The organism is Accumulibacter sp., from assembly GCF_036625275.1.
GTDB lineage: Bacteria > Pseudomonadota > Gammaproteobacteria > Burkholderiales > Rhodocyclaceae > Accumulibacter.
This window is the reverse complement of sequence record NZ_JAZKUD010000083.1, coordinates 1-17,897: the sequence shown is the minus strand read 5'-3', so window position 1 is coordinate 17,897 and position 17,897 is coordinate 1. Positions and strand designations below refer to the sequence as shown.

Sequence of the window (17,897 nt, the reverse complement as noted above, 5' to 3'; positions counted from 1 at the left end):
CCCATCGCTGGCAGCCAGCTTGAGCGACTGAATCCGCCCACCTCGCTGCGCTCCCACTCCAGCGCCGCGCGGGCATCCTCCCCGCGCCCTGCAGCACTGTCAAGGTGGCGTCGCCAGACGCTCACCGCGCACCAACAGGCTGCGTTCCCCATCGGCGTAGCTGCCGACCTCGGCATGCAGCATTTGGTTGGAGTCCACCGCCAGCAAACCCACCACGCGCGCCATCACCACCGAGCCGTCGCCATTGGGGCCAAGCCCGTAGGCATCCTGGGTCTCACGCCACGTGGGAACACGCACACAGGTTCCATCTGCTGCCACCACACGCTACGTGCCTGCGCCGACAACCCGAAGAAGGCCAGCGCGAAGGTTGGTCGCTGCTTCAGGCGGCTGCATGCCCACGGCCTGATCGCCAAGATCCCACGCACCCGACGCTGGCGCGTCACTGACTACGGACGCGCGGTCATGGGCACCACCATGTACCTGCGCGAGCACCACTTCCCGAACGTTTACGCCGGCGTCATGCACTGATCTTCTTCGCAGGAAATGCGGAATTCACAGCAATGGAATCTATGTGCCAGCGGAGAAATGCGCGGCGCGCCTCGGTCGTCCAAGCGGTAGACAGCGCTGTCGATCGGCGCCGAGTTGCGGCCTGGGTACAAGGCCTACGGGCGATGTGTCGCGTTGGCGGTTTGCGTGCGCGGCGCATATCGGCAGCAGCAGAAGGACACATCAGACCGGGACGGCGCGGCGGCGAATGGTGCCCGAAGGCAGCGCTCGTGGGCTCTGCGGGCTTCGCGGCCAGCTCATTGCGTTTCCAGCAAGGGACGAAGCGCGCGCGCCCGATCAGTGGGCAGGAGAATGGAATCGAAGTCGACGGGCGCGCTGTTCATAGCTGCAGTCTTCCTGCATCAGCCTATCGCTTCACCTGGCGACGTGCATGTGCGAACATGGCAGAAAGCATGCGGCGGAGATGCGATTGAACTCGCTCGGCGCGTTCGGGCTCGTATTCGAACCCGCCTGACTCATTCATGTAGCTGCACTGCGTCAACTCGAGCTGTACCGCCTGGATGCCTTCCGCAGGACGGCCGTAGTGGCGCGTGATGTGGCCGCCCTTGAAGCGGCCGTTGAGCACCGCACTGTGCCCCGGAATCGACTGCGCGATGCCCAAGAGCGTGCCGGCCAGTGCGGAATCACAGCTCGCGCCGTCGGCCGTGCCCAGGTTGAAGTCAGGCAACTTGCCCTCGAAGAAGCGCGGCAGCGCCGAGCGGATGGAGTGGGCGTCCCAAAGCATTGCGATGCCATGCTGCTGTCGCAGGCGCGCGAGCTCGGCGCGCAACTGCTGGTGGTACGGATGCCAGTAGGCGCTGACTCGCGCGGCGATTTCAGCGGCATCCGGCGCCATGCCTTCCAGGTACAGCGGTGCGTCGTCGAAGGTATCCAGCGGGCACAGGGTCGTGACGCTCTGGCCCGGGTACAGACTGGTGTTGTCGCTCGGGCGATTGAGGTCGACCACGTAGCGTGAGTGAGTGGCCATCAGGATCGAAGCGCCCATCTCCTTGGCAAAGACATACAGGCGATCCAGATGCCAGTCGGTGTCCGGTACGCGACGCGCTTCGACGGTCAGGCGCGCGGCAAGCGCCGGGGGCAAGTAGGTGCCGACATGCGGCATCGAAACCAGCAGCGGCTCGGTGCCGGCGTGGAAGACGAAAGGAGGCGGGTCTTGATGCGAGTTGTTCATGGTTCGGAAGACAGCAGTTCGCTGCGCGCGGCGATGAAGGCCTGGGATGTCTCCTCGGCCAGGGGGTGGGTGCCTGCATGCACCCGCAGTCGCCCGCCCACCCACACCCCGCCCACGGCCGAGCGGCGGTGGCTGGCAAAGACATGGGCCGACAGCATCGCCTGGGGCGTGGGCAGTTCGCGCAGCAGCGGGTGCTGCGCATCGAGCACGACGAAATCCGCCTGCTGGCCAAGCGCCAACCCGCCGATGGCCCGGCCGCTGGCCTGGGCACCGCCGAGCACGGTGTCCAGCGTCATCGCAGTCGCCACATCCTGCTCGCCGTCGCGTGCCAGCACGTTGCGCTGGCGGGTGGCCAGGCGCTGGCTGTATTCGAGCAGCATCAGTTCCTCGGCCGCATTGACGCACGCATGGCTGTCGGAGCCGATGCCCCAGCGCCCACCCTGGCTGCGCCACGCGGTCATGTCGAAGATGCCGTCACCCAGGTTGGCCTCGGTGCTGGGGCAGATGCCCGCCACCGCGCCGCTGCGCGCCGCACGCTGGTATTCGTCCGGCGTCATGTGCGTGGCATGCACCAGGCACCAGCGCTCGTCGACCGGCGCGTGATCAAGCAGCCATTGCACCGGGCGCTGCCCGCTCCATGCCAGACAGGCATCGACCTCGCCGGTCTGCTCGGCGATGTGGATGTGGATCGGGGCCGTGGGGTCGATGGCCTGCAGACCACGCACGGCCTGCGTCAACGCATCGGGCGGCACCGCGCGCAACGAATGCGGCGCCAGGCCCAGGCGTGCGCCGTGGCGTTTGCACAGGGGTTTCAGGCGCTCCAGCAGGTGCAGCATGTCGTCGGTGCTTCGGATGAAGCGACGTTGCCCGTCGGTCGGTGCCCGGCCCCCGAAGCCGCTGGTCTGGTACAGCACGGGCAGCAGCGTCAAGCCGATGCCGGCACGTACAGCCGCCTCGACCAGACAACTCGACAGCGTCGCATCGTCGGCGTAGGGCAGGCCATCGCGGTCATGGTGCACGTAATGGAATTCGCAGACCGACGTGTAGCCCGCCTCGAGCATCTCGACGTAGAGCGCAGTGGCGATGTCGCGCAGCTGATCCGGCGTCAGCACGCCGGCGAATCGGTACATCAGCTTGCGCCAGCTCCAGAAGCTGTCGTGTTCAGCGCCCGCGTCAAGGCCACGGAATTCCGTCAGCCCGGCAAATGCGCGCTGGAAGGCGTGCGAGTGCAGGTTGGGCATGCCCGGCAGCAGCGGGCCTCCAGCGACCGCCACGCCGGCCGGCGCGGGGCTGGCGGGCCGCACGGCGCTCAGGCGGCCATGTTCGTCCCACTCCAACAGCACGTCGCGTGCCCATCCTCCCGGCAGCAGGGCATGCTCTGCGAACAGCGAACCGGCATGGCTCATCGACTGGCTCCGGATGGCGTATGGATGCGCCCCTGACGCACGATGCGGCAGGCCGGGCGCTGGCCCAGCCAGTAGACGAGCTCGGCGGCATCGCGCAGCGCCCAGAGCACGAAGTTGGCAGGGCGTTCGGCCGCCAGCGCGCCATGCGTCGCTTGGAGCCCCAGCGCGCGGGCCGCATGGTGGGTCACGCCCGCGAGGGCCTCGGGCACGGTCAGCCTGAACAGTGTGCTCGCCATGTTCAACATCAGCAGCAGGCTCAGCGCGGGCGAAGTGCCGGGGTTGTGGTCGGTGGCCACGGCCATCGGCACGCCGGCCTCGCGCAGCGCCTGGATTGGCGGCAGATGGGTGTCTCGCAGGAAGTAGTAGGCGCCCGGCAACAGCACGGCCACGGTGCCGCTGGCCTTCATGGCCGCGATGCCTTCGGCACTCAGGTGTTCGACATGGTCGCAAGACAGGGCGCCATACGCCGCCGCCAGCCTGGCGCCGCCCATGTCCGACAGTTGCTCGGCATGAAGCTTGACCGGCAGGCCCAGCCCCTGGGCGGCCTTGAACACCGCTTCGGTTTCGGCCAGCGAGAAGCCGATGCGCTCGCAGAAGACGTCGACGGCATCGACCAGGCCTTCGGCCGCGAGCGCGGGCAGCATCTGCTGACAGACCAGCGCGATGTAGTCGCTGCTGCGGCCCGCATACTCCGGCGGCAGCGCATGGGCGCCCAGGAACGTGGTGCGCACGTCCACGCCCAGGTCGCGCCCCAGGCGCCGCGCCACTCGCAGCTGTTTGCGCTCGTGCTCTAGCGCCAGGCCGTAGCCTGATTTGATCTCGATCGCACACATGCCTTCGTCGAGCAGGGCCTGCAGACGCGGCGAGGCTTGTGTGTAGAGCTCGTTTTCGCTGGCCGCCCGTGTGGCGCGGACGCTGGAGACGATGCCGCCGCCCGCGTTGGCGATCTCTTCATAGGTCGCACCGGCGAGCCGCATCGCGAACTCGTTGGCGCGCTGGCCGCCGTACACGAGGTGGGTATGGCAGTCCACCAGGCCGGGCGTCACCAGCGCATCGCCCCCGTCGTGCTGCGGGCAGTCCGGCGACAGCGGCGGCAGCGCCTGCCGCGCACCCACGTAGCTGATGCGACCGTCGTGGACGACGATGGCCGCGTCCATCAGGGCCGGCGAGTCGGGCGCCGTGGCGCCGGGCGCCAGGCGCAGATTCGTCCAGACGCCATCGGCGCTGGGAGCGGCATGGGCGGCATGAGCGTGGGTCATGGGCATGTGGGCTCGATTAGGACTGCCAGCAAGGCGGCATCCTTTCCTTCGGGGGTGAGTTGCCAGCGACGATCGGATCCGTGCCACCACAGGCCCCGGTCGGTATCGAGCCGCAGGGGCGGGCCGGCCGCAGCCTGCCAGGCGCCGTGCACTGCCAGCAGCAGCCCCTGGGCGCACTCGGGCAGCGTCGCCCCATCCTGCAGCACCAGGACCTGCGCCGTGCAGACGTCGCGGCGCGTCATGACGTTGAAGTCGTGGCAGCCCGCGCCGCCCAGCAAGTCGGCCTGCACGGGCGCTTCGCCCGGGAAGGCGAAGGGCCGCAGTGGCGAGTCGAGCCGGTGATCGATGGCTCCGTCGGGCGAGTGCAGGTGAACCCCGGGCCCGTCCAGCAAGGTGATCACGCGGTTGATGCCGGCAAACGCCGAAAACGGTCCGTTGCCGGCAATGTGCGCAATGCTGACGCGCCAGTCGAACTGTCCGAGGCCCGTGCCCGGCGGCATGCACACGATCTCTCGTGTGACGCCGCCACCGTTCTTCCACGGCTGGGCCGGCAACGCCGACCGCTCGAAGCGAACCACGGGCATGCCAGTGTCACCGCGAGGCTGCTTCAGCGCAACATGGGCAACTTCAGCCCCTGCCGCTTGGCGGTGGCCACGGCCAGCTCGTAGCCGGCGTCGGCATGACGCATCACGCCGGAGCCGCAGTCGTTCACGAGCACACGCGCGAGGCGCCGTGCCGCGGCGTCGGTGCCGTCGGCCACGATGACCATGCCCGAGTGCTGCGAGTAACCCATGCCGACACCACCACCATGGTGCAAGGACACCCAGCTGGCGCCACCGGAGGCGTTCAGCAGTGCGTTCAGCAGCGGCCAGTCGGACACAGCGTCAGTACCGTCGCGCATCGATTCCGTCTCGCGGTTCGGGCTCGACACCGAGCCGGTGTCGAGGTGATCGCGGCCGATCACGATCGGCGCCTTCAGCTCGCCGGATCGAACCATCTCGTTGAACGCCAGCCCGGCCTTGTCGCGCTCGCCAAGACCCAGCCAGCAGATGCGCGCCGGCAGGCCCTGGAAGGCGATGCGTTCGCGTGCCATGTCGAGCCAGCGGTGCACATGCTTGTCGTCCGGGAACAGTTCCTTGATCTTGGCGTCGGTCTTGTAGATGTCCTCGGGGTCACCCGACAGCGCCGCCCAGCGGAACGGCCCCTTGCCTTCGCAGAACAGCGGCCTGATGTACGCGGGCACGAAGCCCGGGAAGTCGAAGGCGTTCTTCACCCCCATGTCGAAGGCGACCTGGCGAATGTTGTTGCCGTAGTCGACGGTCGCGATGCCCATGGCCTGGAAGTTGAGCATCGCCTGCACATGCACCGCACAGGACTTGGCGGCGGCGTCGGTCAACTTGGCATGCTGCGCGGGGTCGCGCTGCGCCGCCTTCCACTGCGCCACGCTCCAGCCCGACGGCAGATAGCCGTTGACCAGATCGTGCGCCGAGGTCTGGTCGGTCACCAGGTCGGGCTTGATGCCACCGGCCCTGGCGCGCTTGACGAGTTCCGGCAGGATGTCCGCCGCGTTGCCGAGCAGGCCGATCGACACCGCCTTCTTCTCGGCGGTGTACTTCTTGATGCGCGCCAGCGCATCGTCGATGTCGGAAGCCTGCTCGTCCAGGTAGCGCGAGCGCAACCGGAAATCGATGCTGCTTTGCTGGCACTCGATGTTCAACGACACCGCGCCGGCGAATGTGGCCGCCAGCGGCTGCGCGCCGCCCATGCCGCCCAGGCCGGCGGTCAGGATCCAGCGGCCGACCATGTCGCCACCGAAGTGCTGGCGGCCGGCCTCGGCAAAGGTTTCGTAGGTGCCCTGTACGATCCCCTGGCTGCCGATGTAGATCCAGCTACCGGCGGTCATCTGGCCATACATGAACAGGCCCTTGCGGTCGAGCTCGTTGAAGTGTTCCCAGTTCGCCCACTTGGGCACCAGGTTGGAGTTCGCGATCAGCACGCGCGGCGCGTCGGGATGGGTCTTGAACACGCCCACCGGCTTGCCGGATTGAATCAGCAGCGATTCGTCATCGTCGAGCTCGCGCAACGAGGCCAGGATCTGGTCGTAGCAGGCCCAGTCGCGCGCCGCGCGGCCGATGCCGCCGTAGACGACGAGGTGCTTCGGGTTCTCGGCCACCTCGGGGTCGAGGTTGTTCTGGATCATGCGGTAGGCCGCCTCGGTGATCCAGTTCTTGCAGCTGAGCTGCGTGCCACGCGGCGCACGGATCTCGCGCGACGCGTCGTAGCGGGGGTCGTTCTTTAGGGACAGGGCATCGGACATGTTCGGCTCCTACGGATCGGAAGAGGGGTGGTTCTGGCGCGCTGCGTGCCTGTCAGTGCAGGCCGAGGAAGGCGGCCGCCAGCGCGGGGTCGTTGCGGGCGTCGGCGGCGGCACCCTTCCAGACGGTCTGGCCGGACTCGAGCACACAAACGTCGTCGGCGACCGACAGCACACGCTCGGTGTTCTGCTCCACCAGCAGCACGGTCATGCCTTCGGCGCGCAGCTTGAGCAGCGCCTGGTAGCACAGGTCGATGACCTTGGGCATCAAGCCGAGCGAGAGCTCGTCGATCATCATGAAGCGCGGCCGCGCCATCAGCGCGCGCCCGATGGCCAGCATCTGCTGTTCGCCGCCCGAGAGGTTGCCCGCCAGTGACGTGAGCCGCTCGCCCAGGCGCGGGAACAGCGACAGCACGCGATCGCGGTCCTGCTTGAATACGCTGGCCGGGTGGATGACGCCACCCACGCGCAGGTTGTCCTCGACCGACAGGTCCTTGAACAGGCGCCTGCCCTCGGGGGAGATCGCAATGCCGCGGCGTACGCGCTCGGTGGCGGGCAGCTCACTGATGTCCTGCCCGTCGAACAGCACCTGCCCGGCCTGGCGCGCGACATGGCCGGCCACGCACATCAGCGTCGACGACTTGCCCGCGCCGTTGGGTCCGAGCAAGCCCGTGATGGTGCCGGGCCGCAGGCTCAGCGACAGCTCGTGCACGGCTTGGAAGGCGCCGTAGCCGCAGGAAAACGACTTCAGTTCAAGCATGCTGCGCTCCGTCTGCGGCGGCCGTGGCCAGGGTGTCGCCGCCCAGGTAGGCGGCACGCACCACGGGGTCGTTCATGACGGCTCGCGGTTCGCCGTCGGCAATCTTGCGGCCGTTGTCCAGCACCACCAGGCGCTGGCAGATGCGCATCACCTCGCCCAGGTTGTGCTCGATCAGCACGATGGTCACGCCTTGGCGGTTGATCTCGGCGATGGTGTCGGCCAGCGACCGGGCTTCCTTGGAGTTGAGCCCGGCCAGCGGCTCGTCCAGCAGCAGCAGCCGCGGCTTGAGCGCCAGCGCGCGCGCCATCTCCAAGCGCTTGAGCACGCCCAGCGGCTGGATGGCCGGGCTCTGCTCGGCGTGCTGCGCGATCCCCACGCGCTCGAGCATCTTGCGGGCCATTGCGAGTTCTTCGTGGCGCGCCACGTGCAGCAGCGACTTCAGCGGTGAGGCGGTCTTGGCGCTGCCGGCGGCCAGCGCCACGTTGTCGATCACCGAGATCTCACGCAAGGGCTTGACCAGTTGCTGCGACAGCGACAGCCCGCGCAGGATTCGACGGTCGATGGGCAGACCTTCGATGCGTTGGCCGTCGAGCTCGACACGGCCTTCGGTGGCACGCACGACACCCGTGATCGAGCGCAGCATGGTGGTCTTGCCGGCGCCGTTCGGGCCGATCAGTCCCAGCAGCTCGCCCGGGCGCACGTCGAAGGAGACGCTGTCGATCGCCGTCAGCCCGCCGAAGCGCACCGTGACGTCCGAGACGCGCAGCAGCGGTGCCGGCATTGCAGGCGTCGCGCTCATGTGCGACCACCTTTGCCGACGCTGCCCACCGGGCTGAAGAAGCGCGTGACCAGCCCCGCCATGCCCCCGGGCGAGAAACGCATCATCAGAAACAGCAGGCCGCCGTAGACCAGCAGCTTGTAGTCGCCGATCACCTGGAACCAAGCCGGCAGCGCCGACAGCAGCGCTGCGGCAACGATGACGCCGGTGACCGAGCCGATGCCCCCCACGACCACCATCGACAGCACGGTGATCGACTCGACGAAGCCGAAGCTGTCGGGCCCGATGAAGCGCAGGTTGTAGGCGTACATGCTGCCGGCCAGACCAGCCAGCGCGGTGCCGATGGCAAATGCCACCAGCTTGTAGCGCGAGGCATCGATGCCCAGAACGCGCATGGTGTCCTCGTCTTCGGCAATGCCGTTGAAGACGCGCCCCATCCAGGCCTTGCGGATGTACTGGCTGAAGGCGGCCACCAAGGCGCACAGCAGCAGCGTGAGCAGCATGAAGGTGGTCTTCGACAGGCCCGTGTCGGGGATGCCCGAGATGCCCAGCTCGCCACCCAGCCAGTTCTGCTGGCGCACGATGCCGACGAACAGGAAACCCACGCCCATCGTCGTGATGGCCAGGAAGTCGGCCCGCACGCGCAGCGACGCCAGCCCGACCACGGCACCGACGGCGCCGGCCAGCAGCATCGCCAGGGGCAGGGTGGCCAGGAACGGCAGGCCGGCCTTGCCGAGCATCGCCGCGACGTAGGCGCCGATGCCCAGGAAAGCGGCGTGGCCCAGACTGATCTGGCCGCAGAAGCCCGTGATCAGGTTCAGCGACAGCGCAAAGAGCACGCTCACGCCCATCGTCGTCAGCAGCGAGATTTCGTAGTCCATCGCGGGTTCCTCAGCGCTTCGCAAACAGGCCCTGCGGCCTGACCATCAGGACCAGGATCAGGAAGGCGAACGCGATCGCGTTGCGGTCCAGCAGCTGGCCCAGATAGATGGTTCCGAACGACTCCACTACTCCCAGCACCAGCGCCGCCGCCAGCGTGCCGCGCACCGAGCCCAAGCCGCCGAGCACGATGATGGCCAGCGCCTTGTACGAGGGCACGCTGCCCATAGTCGGTTCGACCAGGTTGTTCAGCAGCGCCACCCAAACGCCGGCGAAGCCGGCCAACGCCGAGCCGACGAAGAAGTTGATGTCACGCACCTTCAGCAGCGTGATGCCGAAGGACTCGGCCATCTGCGGGTCCGACACCGTCGCCTGGCAGGCCACGCCGATGCGGGTGCGGGTCTGCAGCCAACCGAGCACGCCGATGATTGCCACCGTGCTAAGCATCATCAGCAACTCGGCGACCTTGAACTGCATGCCGCCGAAGACCGGTATCTGGCCTTGCAGCGGCGGCGCTGTGAACGACAGGCCCTGGGCGCCGAAGACGATGCGGAAGATCTCCTCGGCGGCGATGTACAGGCCGATCGACGCGATCAGCGCCACGAACGGAGGCTGGCGCAGCAGGGGCTGGTAAGCGAGCCGGAACATCGCCACGCCGGCCACCCCGGCCACCACCATGCCGGCGGCAAAGCCCAGGGCCAGGCTGCCGCTGGCATTGCACACGATCACCCCGACGTAGGCGCCCAGCGTGAACAGCGCCGCGTGCGCGACGTGCAGGATGCGCAACAGGCCGTAGACCAGGGTCAGCCCCAGCGCGATTAGCGCATAGATGGCCCCTTGCACCAGGCCCTGGGCGGTAAGTTCTACGTAGAGCATCGTGGGCGTCCTTGGAGGCGCGGCTTACTTCGTCGGCGGGGCCAGCAGTGCCGCGTCGGAGATCACTGAATGGCGGCGGAACGCCTTGTCCTTGACCACCTGGACCTGGATGTCCTTGGCCACCTCGTTGAGGCTGTTGAAGGTCAGCTTGCCGATCGGCGTCACGTAGGTGCCGCCGGCCATCGCCGCGCGCAGCGCGTCACCACCCTTGCCGCCGGACTTCTTCAGCCCTTCGATCAGGACGCTGGTGGCCGTGAAGCTGGCGGCCGCCACCATGTCGGCACCGGCGTTGTTCGCCTTGCGGTAGTCCGCCAGGAAGGCCTTGGTGGCGGGCACATCGGAGTCGCGGTCCAGCGAGGTCGTCACCAGCGTGCCTTCGGAGGCTGCGCCGGCGATCTCGATGAACTTGTCGGAGTCGTAGCCTTCCTGGCCGATGATCGGCGCGGTGATGCCCGCCGCCCTGAGCTGGCTGACCAGGGGGCCGGCATTGAAGAAGTAGCCCGAGGCATAGATGACCTCCGGCGCGTCGGCCTTGACCTTGGAGACGACGGCGCCGAACTGGCGGTCGGCCATGCCGTACTCGTACTCGCCGGTGATCTGCAAACCGAACTTCGGCGCTGCTTCCTTGAAGCCGGCGGCCAGGGCCTGGCCGAAGTCGTTCTTCACCGTGATGATGGTGACCTTCTTCTTGCCCAGGGTGCTGACAAGCTTGGCGCCGCCGCGGCCCTGCACCTCGCCCATAGCGGAGACGCGGAAGACGTAGTTGCCCGTGCGTGTGATGTCGGGGTGGATGGCGTAGGCGACCACGTACGGCACCTTGCCGGCCTGGAAGATGCCGGCGGCGGCGCGGGTCGACCCGGAGTACGAGCCCGACACCGCGCCGACGACCTTGTCCTTCTCGACGAGCTTGGTGGCGACGGGAACGGCTTCCTTGGGCGAGGCCTGGTCGTCGTACACCACCAATTCGATCTTCTCGCCGTTGACGCCGCCGGCAGCGTTGGCCTGCGCGACCGCGAGCTTGGCGCCGTTGAGCGAGGACTGGCCATCGGCGGCAGCGAAACCGGTCAACGGGACGTTGAAGCCGATCTTGATGTCGGCGAGCGCTGGACCCGCGGCGAGCACGCCGGCGGCGCCAACGATGGCGATCGACACAAACGACTTCCGTGGGCTCGGTGCATTCATCAAAGCGCTCCTGGGTAAAGTGTGATGGACAACTACAAGATTGCATGCTCATGTGGCCTAGACAACTATACATATTCAGTTCGGCCGATACAATGAGGCCCAGGCCATGTTCGTGTAGGTACTTACCCGCAAATGCATCAGTTCACAGCCCACCCAAACCCAGGCGTCGAGGTCGACGAGCGCCCGGCGTTCAAGCGCATCAAGGCGCATGTGCTGAGCCAGATCCAGGCGGGCATCTGGAAGGAGGGCGACGCAATCCCGTCCGAGCAGGCGCTGGCCAGCGAATTCGGCGTGGCGCGCATGACCGCCAACCGGGCGCTGCGTGAGCTCAGCGATGACCGCATCCTGGTGCGGGTGCAGGGGTCGGGCACCTTCGTCGCCCAGCAGAAATTCCAGTCCACCCTGGTGGAGATCCTCAGCATTGCCGAAGAAGTGCAGTCGCGCGGCCACGTGCATCGCAGCGAGTTGCAATGCCTGGAGCGAGTCAAGACCAGCAGCAGCCTTGCGGCCGACTTCGACCTCGCAGTGGGCAAAGCGCTCTTCCATTCGGTGGTCGTGCACTTCGAGAACGACCTGCCCATCCAGGTCGAAGACCGGTTCGTCAATCCCGCCGTAGCGCCGGACTACATGCAGCTCGACTTCAGCAAGACGACGGCCAACGAGTACTTGATGCACGCGGCGCCGTTGTCCGGCGTGCGCTACCGCATCGAGGCACTGATGCCGACGCCCGAGATCGCGACCATGCTGCACATCGACGCAGTCCAGCCCTGCCTGGTCCTGCGCCGAAAGACGCTGTCACGCGGGCAGGTGGCGTCCGTGGCAACGCTGTGGCATCCCGCCAATCGCTACCAGTTCACGGGCGGGTTCTGAGGCCCGGAACCGTCGGACTCCCTTCGGCGGACCCCGCCGGCCGGCGGATCGTGGCGTAGGCGAACTCGACGAGATAGTTGTTCAGCGAAACCGACGCCTGCTCGGCCGCCGCTGTGTCGCGGGCCAGAACTGCGCGCAGGATGGCGAGGTACAGCGCCGACCCTCGGCGGACCTCGCTGGACCCGTCGTCGCGCAGGTGGGCGAGCCAGAACCGGCGCGAGAGGCCTTGCAGCGGCGCCATGGCGTCCGCCAGATACTCGTTGTTGCAGCAGCGCGCGACCAGGCGATGAATGTCCTTGAGCGTCTCGGCGTACTCGGCCAGCGCCATGGGCTCGCCTGACAAGCGAAGCAGCATCGCTTCCATCTGGACGCGATCGTCGGTGGTGGCGCCGTGGCAGGCCAGCCGGACGGCCAGAGCCTCCAGCACGCGCCGCACCTCCAGCATCCGCAACTGTGCTTCCACCGACGCCGGGGGAATGAGCACGCCCCGGTTGGGATGGATCTCGACCATGCGGTTGCGCGCCAACTGCTGGAGGGCTTCGCGGATCGGCGTGCGACCCAGCCCGGTCTTCTCCATCAGCACCGCTTCGGACACCAGGTTTCCCGGCGCCAACTCCTCGGACACGATCAGTTGCTCGATCCGTTGATAGGCCTGTCCTGCCTTGCCCTGGCTAACCATCACGCTCCCAATGCTGCCAACACAGCCGACGACATGCCCTTCAAGCATAAACGCGACCGTAGAACACCCATTGTATAACCAATATATCGAATGCATACTACGCATCCGCGATCAGCCTCGTCAACACCAAGAGGCCTCGTGACGACACCCGCCACTGCTCAGGAGCCCCTGTGAAATACGACCCGTCGCGCGATAAGTGCCCCCTGCCGTTTTCGCCGTTCAAAAGTTGCACGGTGCCGCGTCCCATCGGCTGGCTGTCCAGCGTCAGCCCGGACGGCATCGACAACCTGGCGCCCTACAGCCAGTGGCAGAACCTCACCTTCGATCCGCCGATGGTGATGTTCGCGGCCAACCAGTATCCCGACGGGCGCCGCAAGGACACCGTCCTCAACGCCGAGCAGACCGGCTGGTTCGTCTGGAACATGGCGACTTACGAATTGCGCGAGGCCGTCAACCTCAGCGCCATGGCAGTGCCGCCGCACCAGAGCGAATTCGACCTCGCCGGCGTCACGCGGCGTCGCGCCGACCTCTGCAATGTACAGATGGTTGCGGAGAGCCCGGTGCACTTCGAGTGCCGCTACCTCTCGACCCATCGCTTTACCGGCAACTCGAAGGTCGGCACGATCGACGTGGTGTTCGCCCAGGTGGAACGCATCCACATCGACGAGAACTTCCTGACGCCCGAGGGCAAGCTCGACATCCTCAAGGCGCGCCCGCTGGCCCGGCTTGGCTACTACGACTACACCAGCGTCACGGACATCTTCGAGATGCGCATCCCGAACGCGAGTGCCGCCGAAGCTGACGGTTTGGAGGGCGCGCCGGCCTGAACCAGCGACCGGCAGCCAGTAGCCGGCAGCCGGGAGCCGCGTCATGCCGATCACCCACACCAGCAATCACGTGACATGCCCTGAGACGACGCAGACACCAGGTGTGCACGGCCCCACGGTGCACCGTCGATGCTCCGACCAACGCCTACCGCCAATGGAGAAAACCATGCAGAGCCAGATACTTCGCATCAATCGCAGGACCGTCCTGAAGACTGCCGGCGCCGCCACCGCGGTCGGCATTTCACAGCCGTTCGTCTTGTACGACGCTCACGCCCAAACCGCCGTGCCGGTCAGGCTGACGACCGGCCTGAAGCTGGCCAACTACGGGCCCATCTACGTAGCGCAGCGCGCCGGGCTCTTCGAGAAGCAGGGCTTGAGCCTGGCCGCAGATGTTGGCGGCAGCGTCAACGAGCCTGTTGCCATCGCGCTGTCGGGGCGTGGCCAGTTCGCCGCCACCGGCACCGGAATGGCCATGAACTCGACGGCCGAGGGCGGCCGGATGAAGGTCATCGCCAAGATGACCGGAGCGCTGGGGATGTGGGTCATCGCCAAGCCCGGGACGAACTTCAAGTCGCTCGCGGACTTCAAGGGCAAGAAGGTGGCGAGCCTGCGGTTCCCATCGAACACCGTGACGTCGCCTACCTTTGCGATGAAGAAGTTCGGAGGCTTCGACGCGAAGTCCTCGGGTGTCGAATTTGTTGAAGGGCCACCGGGATCGATCGTGAGCGCTGTGCGCGACGGGCGAGCAGACGTTGGTGTCGTGTTCGAGTGGGACGCCAGCATCGCCGCTCAGTCCGGGTTGCAGGTTGCCTTCGGATTTGCCGAAACGGTGGGGCCCATCCTGCTGACCTCCGTGATGGTCAAGGAGGACTACCTGGCCTCCAATGCCGACACGGTGCAGCGCTTCTGCAACGCACTTGCCGCAGCGATGAAGCTGATCCGCGAGGACAAGTCGGCCTATGTGTCGGCGATGTCGGCGGAGTTTGCTAATCTGGACAAGACGGTGGTCGGGGCCGGCTGCGACCGCCTGCTGGCGACCCGCGGGTTCGTGCCGCTGTCGCCCCTGGTCAGCAAGGCCGAATGGGATGCGATCGTCGAGCACGACACACTCGCGGGCACGGTGCGCAAGGCGTTCTCCTTCGAGGAAATGGTCGACAACCGCTTTGCACAGAAGGCCACCGAGGCCTTCGGACTGCGTGGTTGACATGGGTGCCGCACCTGCAGCCATCGAGTCGCTCCCCGGCCGGAGCCAACCGTCCGGGCCTCGACGCATCCTCGTCTACCAGACGCTTCTCGTCGTCGCTCTGTTCGCACTCTGGGAAGTGCTCGTTCGAACGAAGCTGCTTCCCGTCTACCTGTATGGGCAGCCCAGCGGGATCCTGGCGAAAGCACAAACGCTCCTGGCCGAAGGCGACCTGATGACGCACATCGGTGCGACCGCGTTCGCATCGATCGTCGGCTTCCTGGTCGGCACAACACTCGGCAGCGTCACGGGTTTGCTGCTGTGGCTCTCGAACACTGCAGCGCTCGTGCTACGGCCGGTCATCGTGGCGATCAACGGCGTACCGAAGATCGCCCTCGCGCCGCTGATCGTGGTCTGGTTCGGCGTTGGACTCGGCGCGAAAGTGGCCATCGCCGCCAGCCTGACCTTCATCGTCGCGCTCATCTCCGTCTATCAGGGCACGCAGGAAGTCGACGAGGACCTCGTGAAACTGATGCGTTCGCTCGGCGCCAAGCCGCTGACGATCTGGCGCAAAGTCATCGTGCCGGGCGCCACGCCGTGGATCCTGTCGACGATGCGCCTGAACATCGGCTTCGCGATGATCGGCGCGGTCGTCGGCGAGTACATCTCGTCGAAAGTGGGGCTGGGCTACATGATCTACAACGCCGGTGCGCTGTACGACTTGAACGGCGTGTTCGTGGGCATCTTTTGCCTGATGGCACTGGCGCTTGTGCTCGACGCCGTGCTCGGAAAGATTGAAGCGAGGTTCAAATGGTGAACGCACCAGTGCTCGAAGCCAAGCAAGTGACGATGGCCTTCAACGCGGGCACTCCCCGCGAAGTCGTCGCATTCCGGGACATCAGCTTCACACTCAGGCAGGGCGAAATTCTCGCCATCGTGGGCCCATCGGGCTGCGGCAAGTCGACACTCTTCAACGTGATCGCCGGCTTGCTGCGACCGACCTCTGGCTCGGTGAGCGTCGACGGCACACTCGTCGACGGTGCACGGGGGCACATCGGCTACATGCTGCAGAAAGATCTGCTGCTGCCCTGGCGCTCCGTGCTGGATAACGTCACGCTCGGCCTGGAAGTGATGGGCACGCCGTCGGCCGAGGCACGGGACAGGGCGATGGCGCTCATCCGGCGCTACGGCCTGGCGGGGTTCGAATCCGCGCGACCGCGAGCGCTGTCCGGAGGCATGCGCCAGCGCGTTGCATTTATGCGCACGCTCGCGCTCGACCCTAAGGCGATCCTGCTGGACGAGCCCTTCTCGGCGCTCGACTTCCAGACCCGCCTCATCCTCCAAGGCGACGTCAAGCGCATCATCCGCGAACAGCGCAAAGCAGCCATCCTGGTCACGCACGACATCGGCGAGGGCATTGCGATGTCGGATCGGGTGCTCGTGCTGTCTCAGCGACCGGGCACTGTCAAGGCAATCCATGACATCGACCTCGGCGATGCGACCGATCCTGGCGCGCTGAGACGCTCGAGCGCGTTCAACGAATACTTCGACACGATCTGGCGCCAACTGGATGGGCATGCACAGGCAGCGGCATAAAGGATCAGCGGGGCAGGACCATTCCCGTGCGCCGACGGCCTTGACGCGCGCACACCGTCGCCATCAACTGCCAGTCCGAAAATGACCTGCAACCCGGACGGATCGAACCTTCCACCGCCAGAGTGCAACTCGGCACACTCGGCAATTCGCCGAGCTCCGAGTCCCCGCCATGCTTGCCCGCGCGCCGTACTCGATGGCTGACCTGGCGGCGCTGCAGAAGTCGATGCTGTTCGGCGCCGACGACGTCGCAGCGCTGCGCCAGAGCTGGGCCATCCTGGCCGTCCAGACTGAGGCGATTCTGGATGTCTGGTGCGGCTTCGCGGCCTCGACGCCCGAAGTGGTGGTGTTCTTCGGCGACACGCGCAGCGGCCAGCCGGACGGCGCCTACCTGGCCGCCGTCCGCAGGCGTTTTGCGTTGTGAATCCTGGGCACCGCCGACGCGAAGTACGACCAGGCCTGGCTCGACTGGCAGTACGAGATCGGCCTGCGCCACAACCGGCTCAAGAAGAACAAGACCGACGGCGCCCACGGCCCCGCACAAGTGGACTTTCGCAATCTGCCGGCGCTGACTATTCCCATCACCACGACGCGGAAGCCCTTCCTGGCCAAGAAGGGCGCCTCAGCGGCGGACGTCGAGAAGATGCGCGCGGCGTGGGTGAAGGTCGTGCTGTTGCAGGCCATCCTGTGGAGCCACCCCTACGTCAAGGACGGGGAGTTCTGATGCCGCCACCTGCAACTCTGGGGCGTGCGGGCACAGAGTCGCCCTCCGGGCAGTCCACCGGTCTGCCCGGCTGGCGGGCCTCGCACTGGTTCAGCACCCCGACGCCCTTTGTCGATCGACGGCGGCTGGTGCGCGCAATGATGCCGATCTCCGTGTCAGCCCTGTGCGGGTGCCGTTGTCGAGGATCGCGTTGCTTGTCGGTGTCGCCATACGCGTTCAACTCGCCGCGTCGTTCGCCTCAACTGCGCCCGGACCCGGCGTCCGGCACGCCGGCGGCATTCGCCTGCTGATCGGCGTGGTAACTTGACCGCACCAGCGCACCAACGGCGGCATGGCTGAAACCGATCGCCGTTGCCTCGCGCTCGAACATGCGGAAGGTGTCCGGGTGCACGTAGCGCCGCACGGGCAGGTGGTGACCGCTCGGCGCGAGGTACTGGCCGATCGTCAGCATGTCGATGTCGTGCGCGCGCATGTCGCGCATCACGGCCAGAATCTCGTCGTCGGTTTCGCCGAGGCCGACCATCAGCCCGCTTTTCGTCGGTACGCCGGGGTGCAGGGCCTTGAACTTCTTCAGCAGGTTCAGGCTGAACGCGTAGTCGCTGCCGGGCCGCGCTTCCTTGTACAGGCGCGGCACGGTTTCGAGGTTGTGGTTCATCACGTCCGGCGGCGCAGCCATCAGGATCTCCAGCGCGCGGTCGTCGCGGTGTTGCCGCTGACGCAAACCCGCGTCTATTCGGTGGCGAGGCGGCGTTTTTCAGACGAGCAGCGTGGGCATAGGGCGAAGAGGCCGGGGCCCAATGGGAACAGGGCCTGCATGCAGGCCCTGGTG

General features: G+C 66.7%; 19 protein-coding genes and 1 pseudogene. 7 read left to right on the top strand and 13 right to left on the bottom strand.

Annotated elements, in window-relative coordinates; translation table 11 throughout:
* Positions 1-99: 99 nt before the first annotated feature.
* The 11 genes from V5B39_RS18225 to V5B39_RS18175 form a co-directional block, all read right to left on the bottom strand.
* The gene (locus V5B39_RS18225; RefSeq protein WP_332344287.1) at positions 100-297 is read right to left on the bottom strand and encodes a hypothetical protein; all 198 of its coding nucleotides are present in this window, start codon (positions 295-297) and stop codon (positions 100-102) included.
* Between the two features lie 616 nt (positions 298-913).
* Positions 914-1,738: an N-formylglutamate deformylase gene (gene hutG / locus V5B39_RS18220; protein WP_332344286.1), complete on the bottom strand. Its 825-nt coding sequence runs from the start codon at positions 1,736-1,738 to the stop codon at positions 914-916.
* Positions 1,735-3,144 carry a formimidoylglutamate deiminase gene (locus tag V5B39_RS18215; protein WP_332344285.1) on the bottom strand — a complete coding sequence of 470 codons (1,410 nt, stop codon included), beginning with the start codon at positions 3,142-3,144 and terminating at the stop codon, positions 1,735-1,737. Before V5B39_RS18215 ends, hutG begins: the two co-directional genes overlap by 4 nt.
* Positions 3,141-4,409, bottom strand: coding sequence for an imidazolonepropionase (gene hutI, locus V5B39_RS18210; protein ID WP_434735720.1), 1,269 nt, complete (start codon positions 4,407-4,409; stop codon positions 3,141-3,143). The genes V5B39_RS18215 and hutI overlap by 4 nt, the downstream gene beginning before the upstream one ends.
* Positions 4,400-4,987, bottom strand: a complete 588-nt coding sequence (locus V5B39_RS18205; protein ID WP_332344284.1) for a HutD/Ves family protein — start codon at positions 4,985-4,987, stop codon at positions 4,400-4,402. The genes hutI and V5B39_RS18205 overlap by 10 nt, the downstream gene beginning before the upstream one ends.
* Before the next feature lie 23 nt (positions 4,988-5,010).
* On the bottom strand, positions 5,011-6,720 hold the full coding sequence (gene hutU, locus V5B39_RS18200; protein WP_332344283.1) for a urocanate hydratase: 1,710 nt from the start codon (positions 6,718-6,720) through the stop codon (positions 5,011-5,013).
* 52 nt (positions 6,721-6,772) lie between these two features.
* On the bottom strand, positions 6,773-7,477 hold the full coding sequence (locus V5B39_RS18195) for an ABC transporter ATP-binding protein (RefSeq protein ID WP_332344282.1): 705 nt from the start codon (positions 7,475-7,477) through the stop codon (positions 6,773-6,775).
* A complete protein-coding gene (locus tag V5B39_RS18190) occupies positions 7,470-8,276 on the bottom strand; it encodes an ABC transporter ATP-binding protein (RefSeq protein ID WP_332344281.1) in 807 nt (268 codons plus the stop codon). Before V5B39_RS18190 ends, V5B39_RS18195 begins: the two co-directional genes overlap by 8 nt.
* A complete protein-coding gene (locus V5B39_RS18185; protein ID WP_332344280.1) occupies positions 8,273-9,136 on the bottom strand; it encodes a branched-chain amino acid ABC transporter permease in 864 nt (287 codons plus the stop codon). The genes V5B39_RS18190 and V5B39_RS18185 overlap by 4 nt, the downstream gene beginning before the upstream one ends.
* A 10-nt stretch (positions 9,137-9,146) precedes the next feature.
* Positions 9,147-10,010 (bottom strand): branched-chain amino acid ABC transporter permease, encoded by an 864-nt coding sequence (locus V5B39_RS18180; protein WP_332344279.1) that lies wholly within the window; start codon positions 10,008-10,010, stop codon positions 9,147-9,149.
* A gap of 24 nt (positions 10,011-10,034) precedes the next feature.
* Entirely contained in the window at positions 10,035-11,192 is a 1,158-nt protein-coding gene (locus V5B39_RS18175; protein WP_332344278.1) for an ABC transporter substrate-binding protein, read from the bottom strand.
* Positions 11,193-11,324: 132 nt separating this feature from the next.
* Here V5B39_RS18175 and hutC point away from each other — a divergent pair, with 132 nt between their 5' ends.
* The gene (gene hutC / locus V5B39_RS18170) at positions 11,325-12,062 is read left to right on the top strand and encodes a histidine utilization repressor (protein WP_332344277.1); all 738 of its coding nucleotides are present in this window, start codon (positions 11,325-11,327) and stop codon (positions 12,060-12,062) included.
* Here hutC and V5B39_RS18165 read toward each other — a convergent pair.
* Complete coding sequence (locus V5B39_RS18165; RefSeq protein ID WP_332344289.1) at positions 12,046-12,741, bottom strand: GntR family transcriptional regulator; 696 nt, start codon at positions 12,739-12,741, stop codon at positions 12,046-12,048. The two genes, hutC and V5B39_RS18165, sit on opposite strands and share 17 nt — an antisense overlap.
* 170 nt (positions 12,742-12,911) lie before the next feature.
* Here V5B39_RS18165 and V5B39_RS18160 point away from each other — a divergent pair, with 170 nt between their 5' ends.
* From V5B39_RS18160 to V5B39_RS18135, 6 genes are all read left to right on the top strand, one after another.
* A complete protein-coding gene (locus tag V5B39_RS18160) occupies positions 12,912-13,568 on the top strand; it encodes a flavin reductase family protein (protein ID WP_332344276.1) in 657 nt (218 codons plus the stop codon).
* Positions 13,569-13,734: 166 nt separating this feature from the next.
* On the top strand, positions 13,735-14,772 hold the full coding sequence (locus V5B39_RS18155; protein WP_332344275.1) for an ABC transporter substrate-binding protein: 1,038 nt from the start codon (positions 13,735-13,737) through the stop codon (positions 14,770-14,772).
* Between the two features lies 1 nt (position 14,773).
* Positions 14,774-15,568, top strand: a complete 795-nt coding sequence (locus V5B39_RS18150) for an ABC transporter permease (protein WP_332344274.1) — start codon at positions 14,774-14,776, stop codon at positions 15,566-15,568.
* Positions 15,562-16,347 (top strand): ABC transporter ATP-binding protein, encoded by a 786-nt coding sequence (locus V5B39_RS18145; protein WP_434735719.1) that lies wholly within the window; start codon positions 15,562-15,564, stop codon positions 16,345-16,347. The genes V5B39_RS18150 and V5B39_RS18145 overlap by 7 nt, the downstream gene beginning before the upstream one ends.
* 169 nt (positions 16,348-16,516) lie before the next feature.
* Complete coding sequence (locus tag V5B39_RS18140) at positions 16,517-16,768, top strand: hypothetical protein (RefSeq protein ID WP_332344272.1); 252 nt, start codon at positions 16,517-16,519, stop codon at positions 16,766-16,768.
* Positions 16,769-17,068 (top strand): protoglobin domain-containing protein, encoded by a 300-nt coding sequence (locus tag V5B39_RS18135; RefSeq protein WP_332344288.1) that lies wholly within the window; start codon positions 16,769-16,771, stop codon positions 17,066-17,068.
* Between the two features lie 238 nt (positions 17,069-17,306).
* On the opposite strand, the pseudogene V5B39_RS18130 reads toward V5B39_RS18135, so the two are convergent.
* A pseudogene (locus tag V5B39_RS18130) lies at positions 17,307-17,774 on the bottom strand (radical SAM protein); the annotation flags it as partial.
* Positions 17,775-17,897: the final 123 nt, after the last annotated feature.

Bases quoted from the DNA above. Each gene is read 5' to 3' on its own strand.
- hutG (WP_332344286.1), bottom strand. From the start codon at position 1,738: ATGAACAACTCGCATCAAGACCCGCCTCCTTTCGTCTTCCACGCCGGC.
- V5B39_RS18215 (WP_332344285.1), bottom strand. From the start codon at position 3,144: ATGAGCCATGCCGGTTCGCTGTTCGCAGAGCATGCCCTGCTGCCGGGA.
- hutI (WP_434735720.1), bottom strand. From the start codon at position 4,409: ATGCCCATGACCCACGCTCATGCCGCCCATGCCGCTCCCAGCGCCGAT.
- V5B39_RS18205 (WP_332344284.1), bottom strand. From the start codon at position 4,987: ATGCCCGTGGTTCGCTTCGAGCGGTCGGCGTTGCCGGCCCAGCCGTGG.
- hutU (WP_332344283.1), bottom strand. From the start codon at position 6,720: ATGTCCGATGCCCTGTCCCTAAAGAACGACCCCCGCTACGACGCGTCG.
- V5B39_RS18195 (WP_332344282.1), bottom strand. From the start codon at position 7,477: ATGCTTGAACTGAAGTCGTTTTCCTGCGGCTACGGCGCCTTCCAAGCC.
- V5B39_RS18190 (WP_332344281.1), bottom strand. From the start codon at position 8,276: ATGAGCGCGACGCCTGCAATGCCGGCACCGCTGCTGCGCGTCTCGGAC.
- V5B39_RS18185 (WP_332344280.1), bottom strand. From the start codon at position 9,136: ATGGACTACGAAATCTCGCTGCTGACGACGATGGGCGTGAGCGTGCTC.
- V5B39_RS18180 (WP_332344279.1), bottom strand. From the start codon at position 10,010: ATGCTCTACGTAGAACTTACCGCCCAGGGCCTGGTGCAAGGGGCCATC.
- V5B39_RS18175 (WP_332344278.1), bottom strand. From the start codon at position 11,192: ATGAATGCACCGAGCCCACGGAAGTCGTTTGTGTCGATCGCCATCGTT.
- hutC (WP_332344277.1), top strand. From the start codon at position 11,325: ATGCATCAGTTCACAGCCCACCCAAACCCAGGCGTCGAGGTCGACGAG.
- V5B39_RS18165 (WP_332344289.1), bottom strand. From the start codon at position 12,741: ATGGTTAGCCAGGGCAAGGCAGGACAGGCCTATCAACGGATCGAGCAA.
- V5B39_RS18155 (WP_332344275.1), top strand. From the start codon at position 13,735: ATGCAGAGCCAGATACTTCGCATCAATCGCAGGACCGTCCTGAAGACT.
- V5B39_RS18150 (WP_332344274.1), top strand. From the start codon at position 14,774: ATGGGTGCCGCACCTGCAGCCATCGAGTCGCTCCCCGGCCGGAGCCAA.
- V5B39_RS18145 (WP_434735719.1), top strand. From the start codon at position 15,562: ATGGTGAACGCACCAGTGCTCGAAGCCAAGCAAGTGACGATGGCCTTC.
- V5B39_RS18140 (WP_332344272.1), top strand. From the start codon at position 16,517: ATGCTTGCCCGCGCGCCGTACTCGATGGCTGACCTGGCGGCGCTGCAG.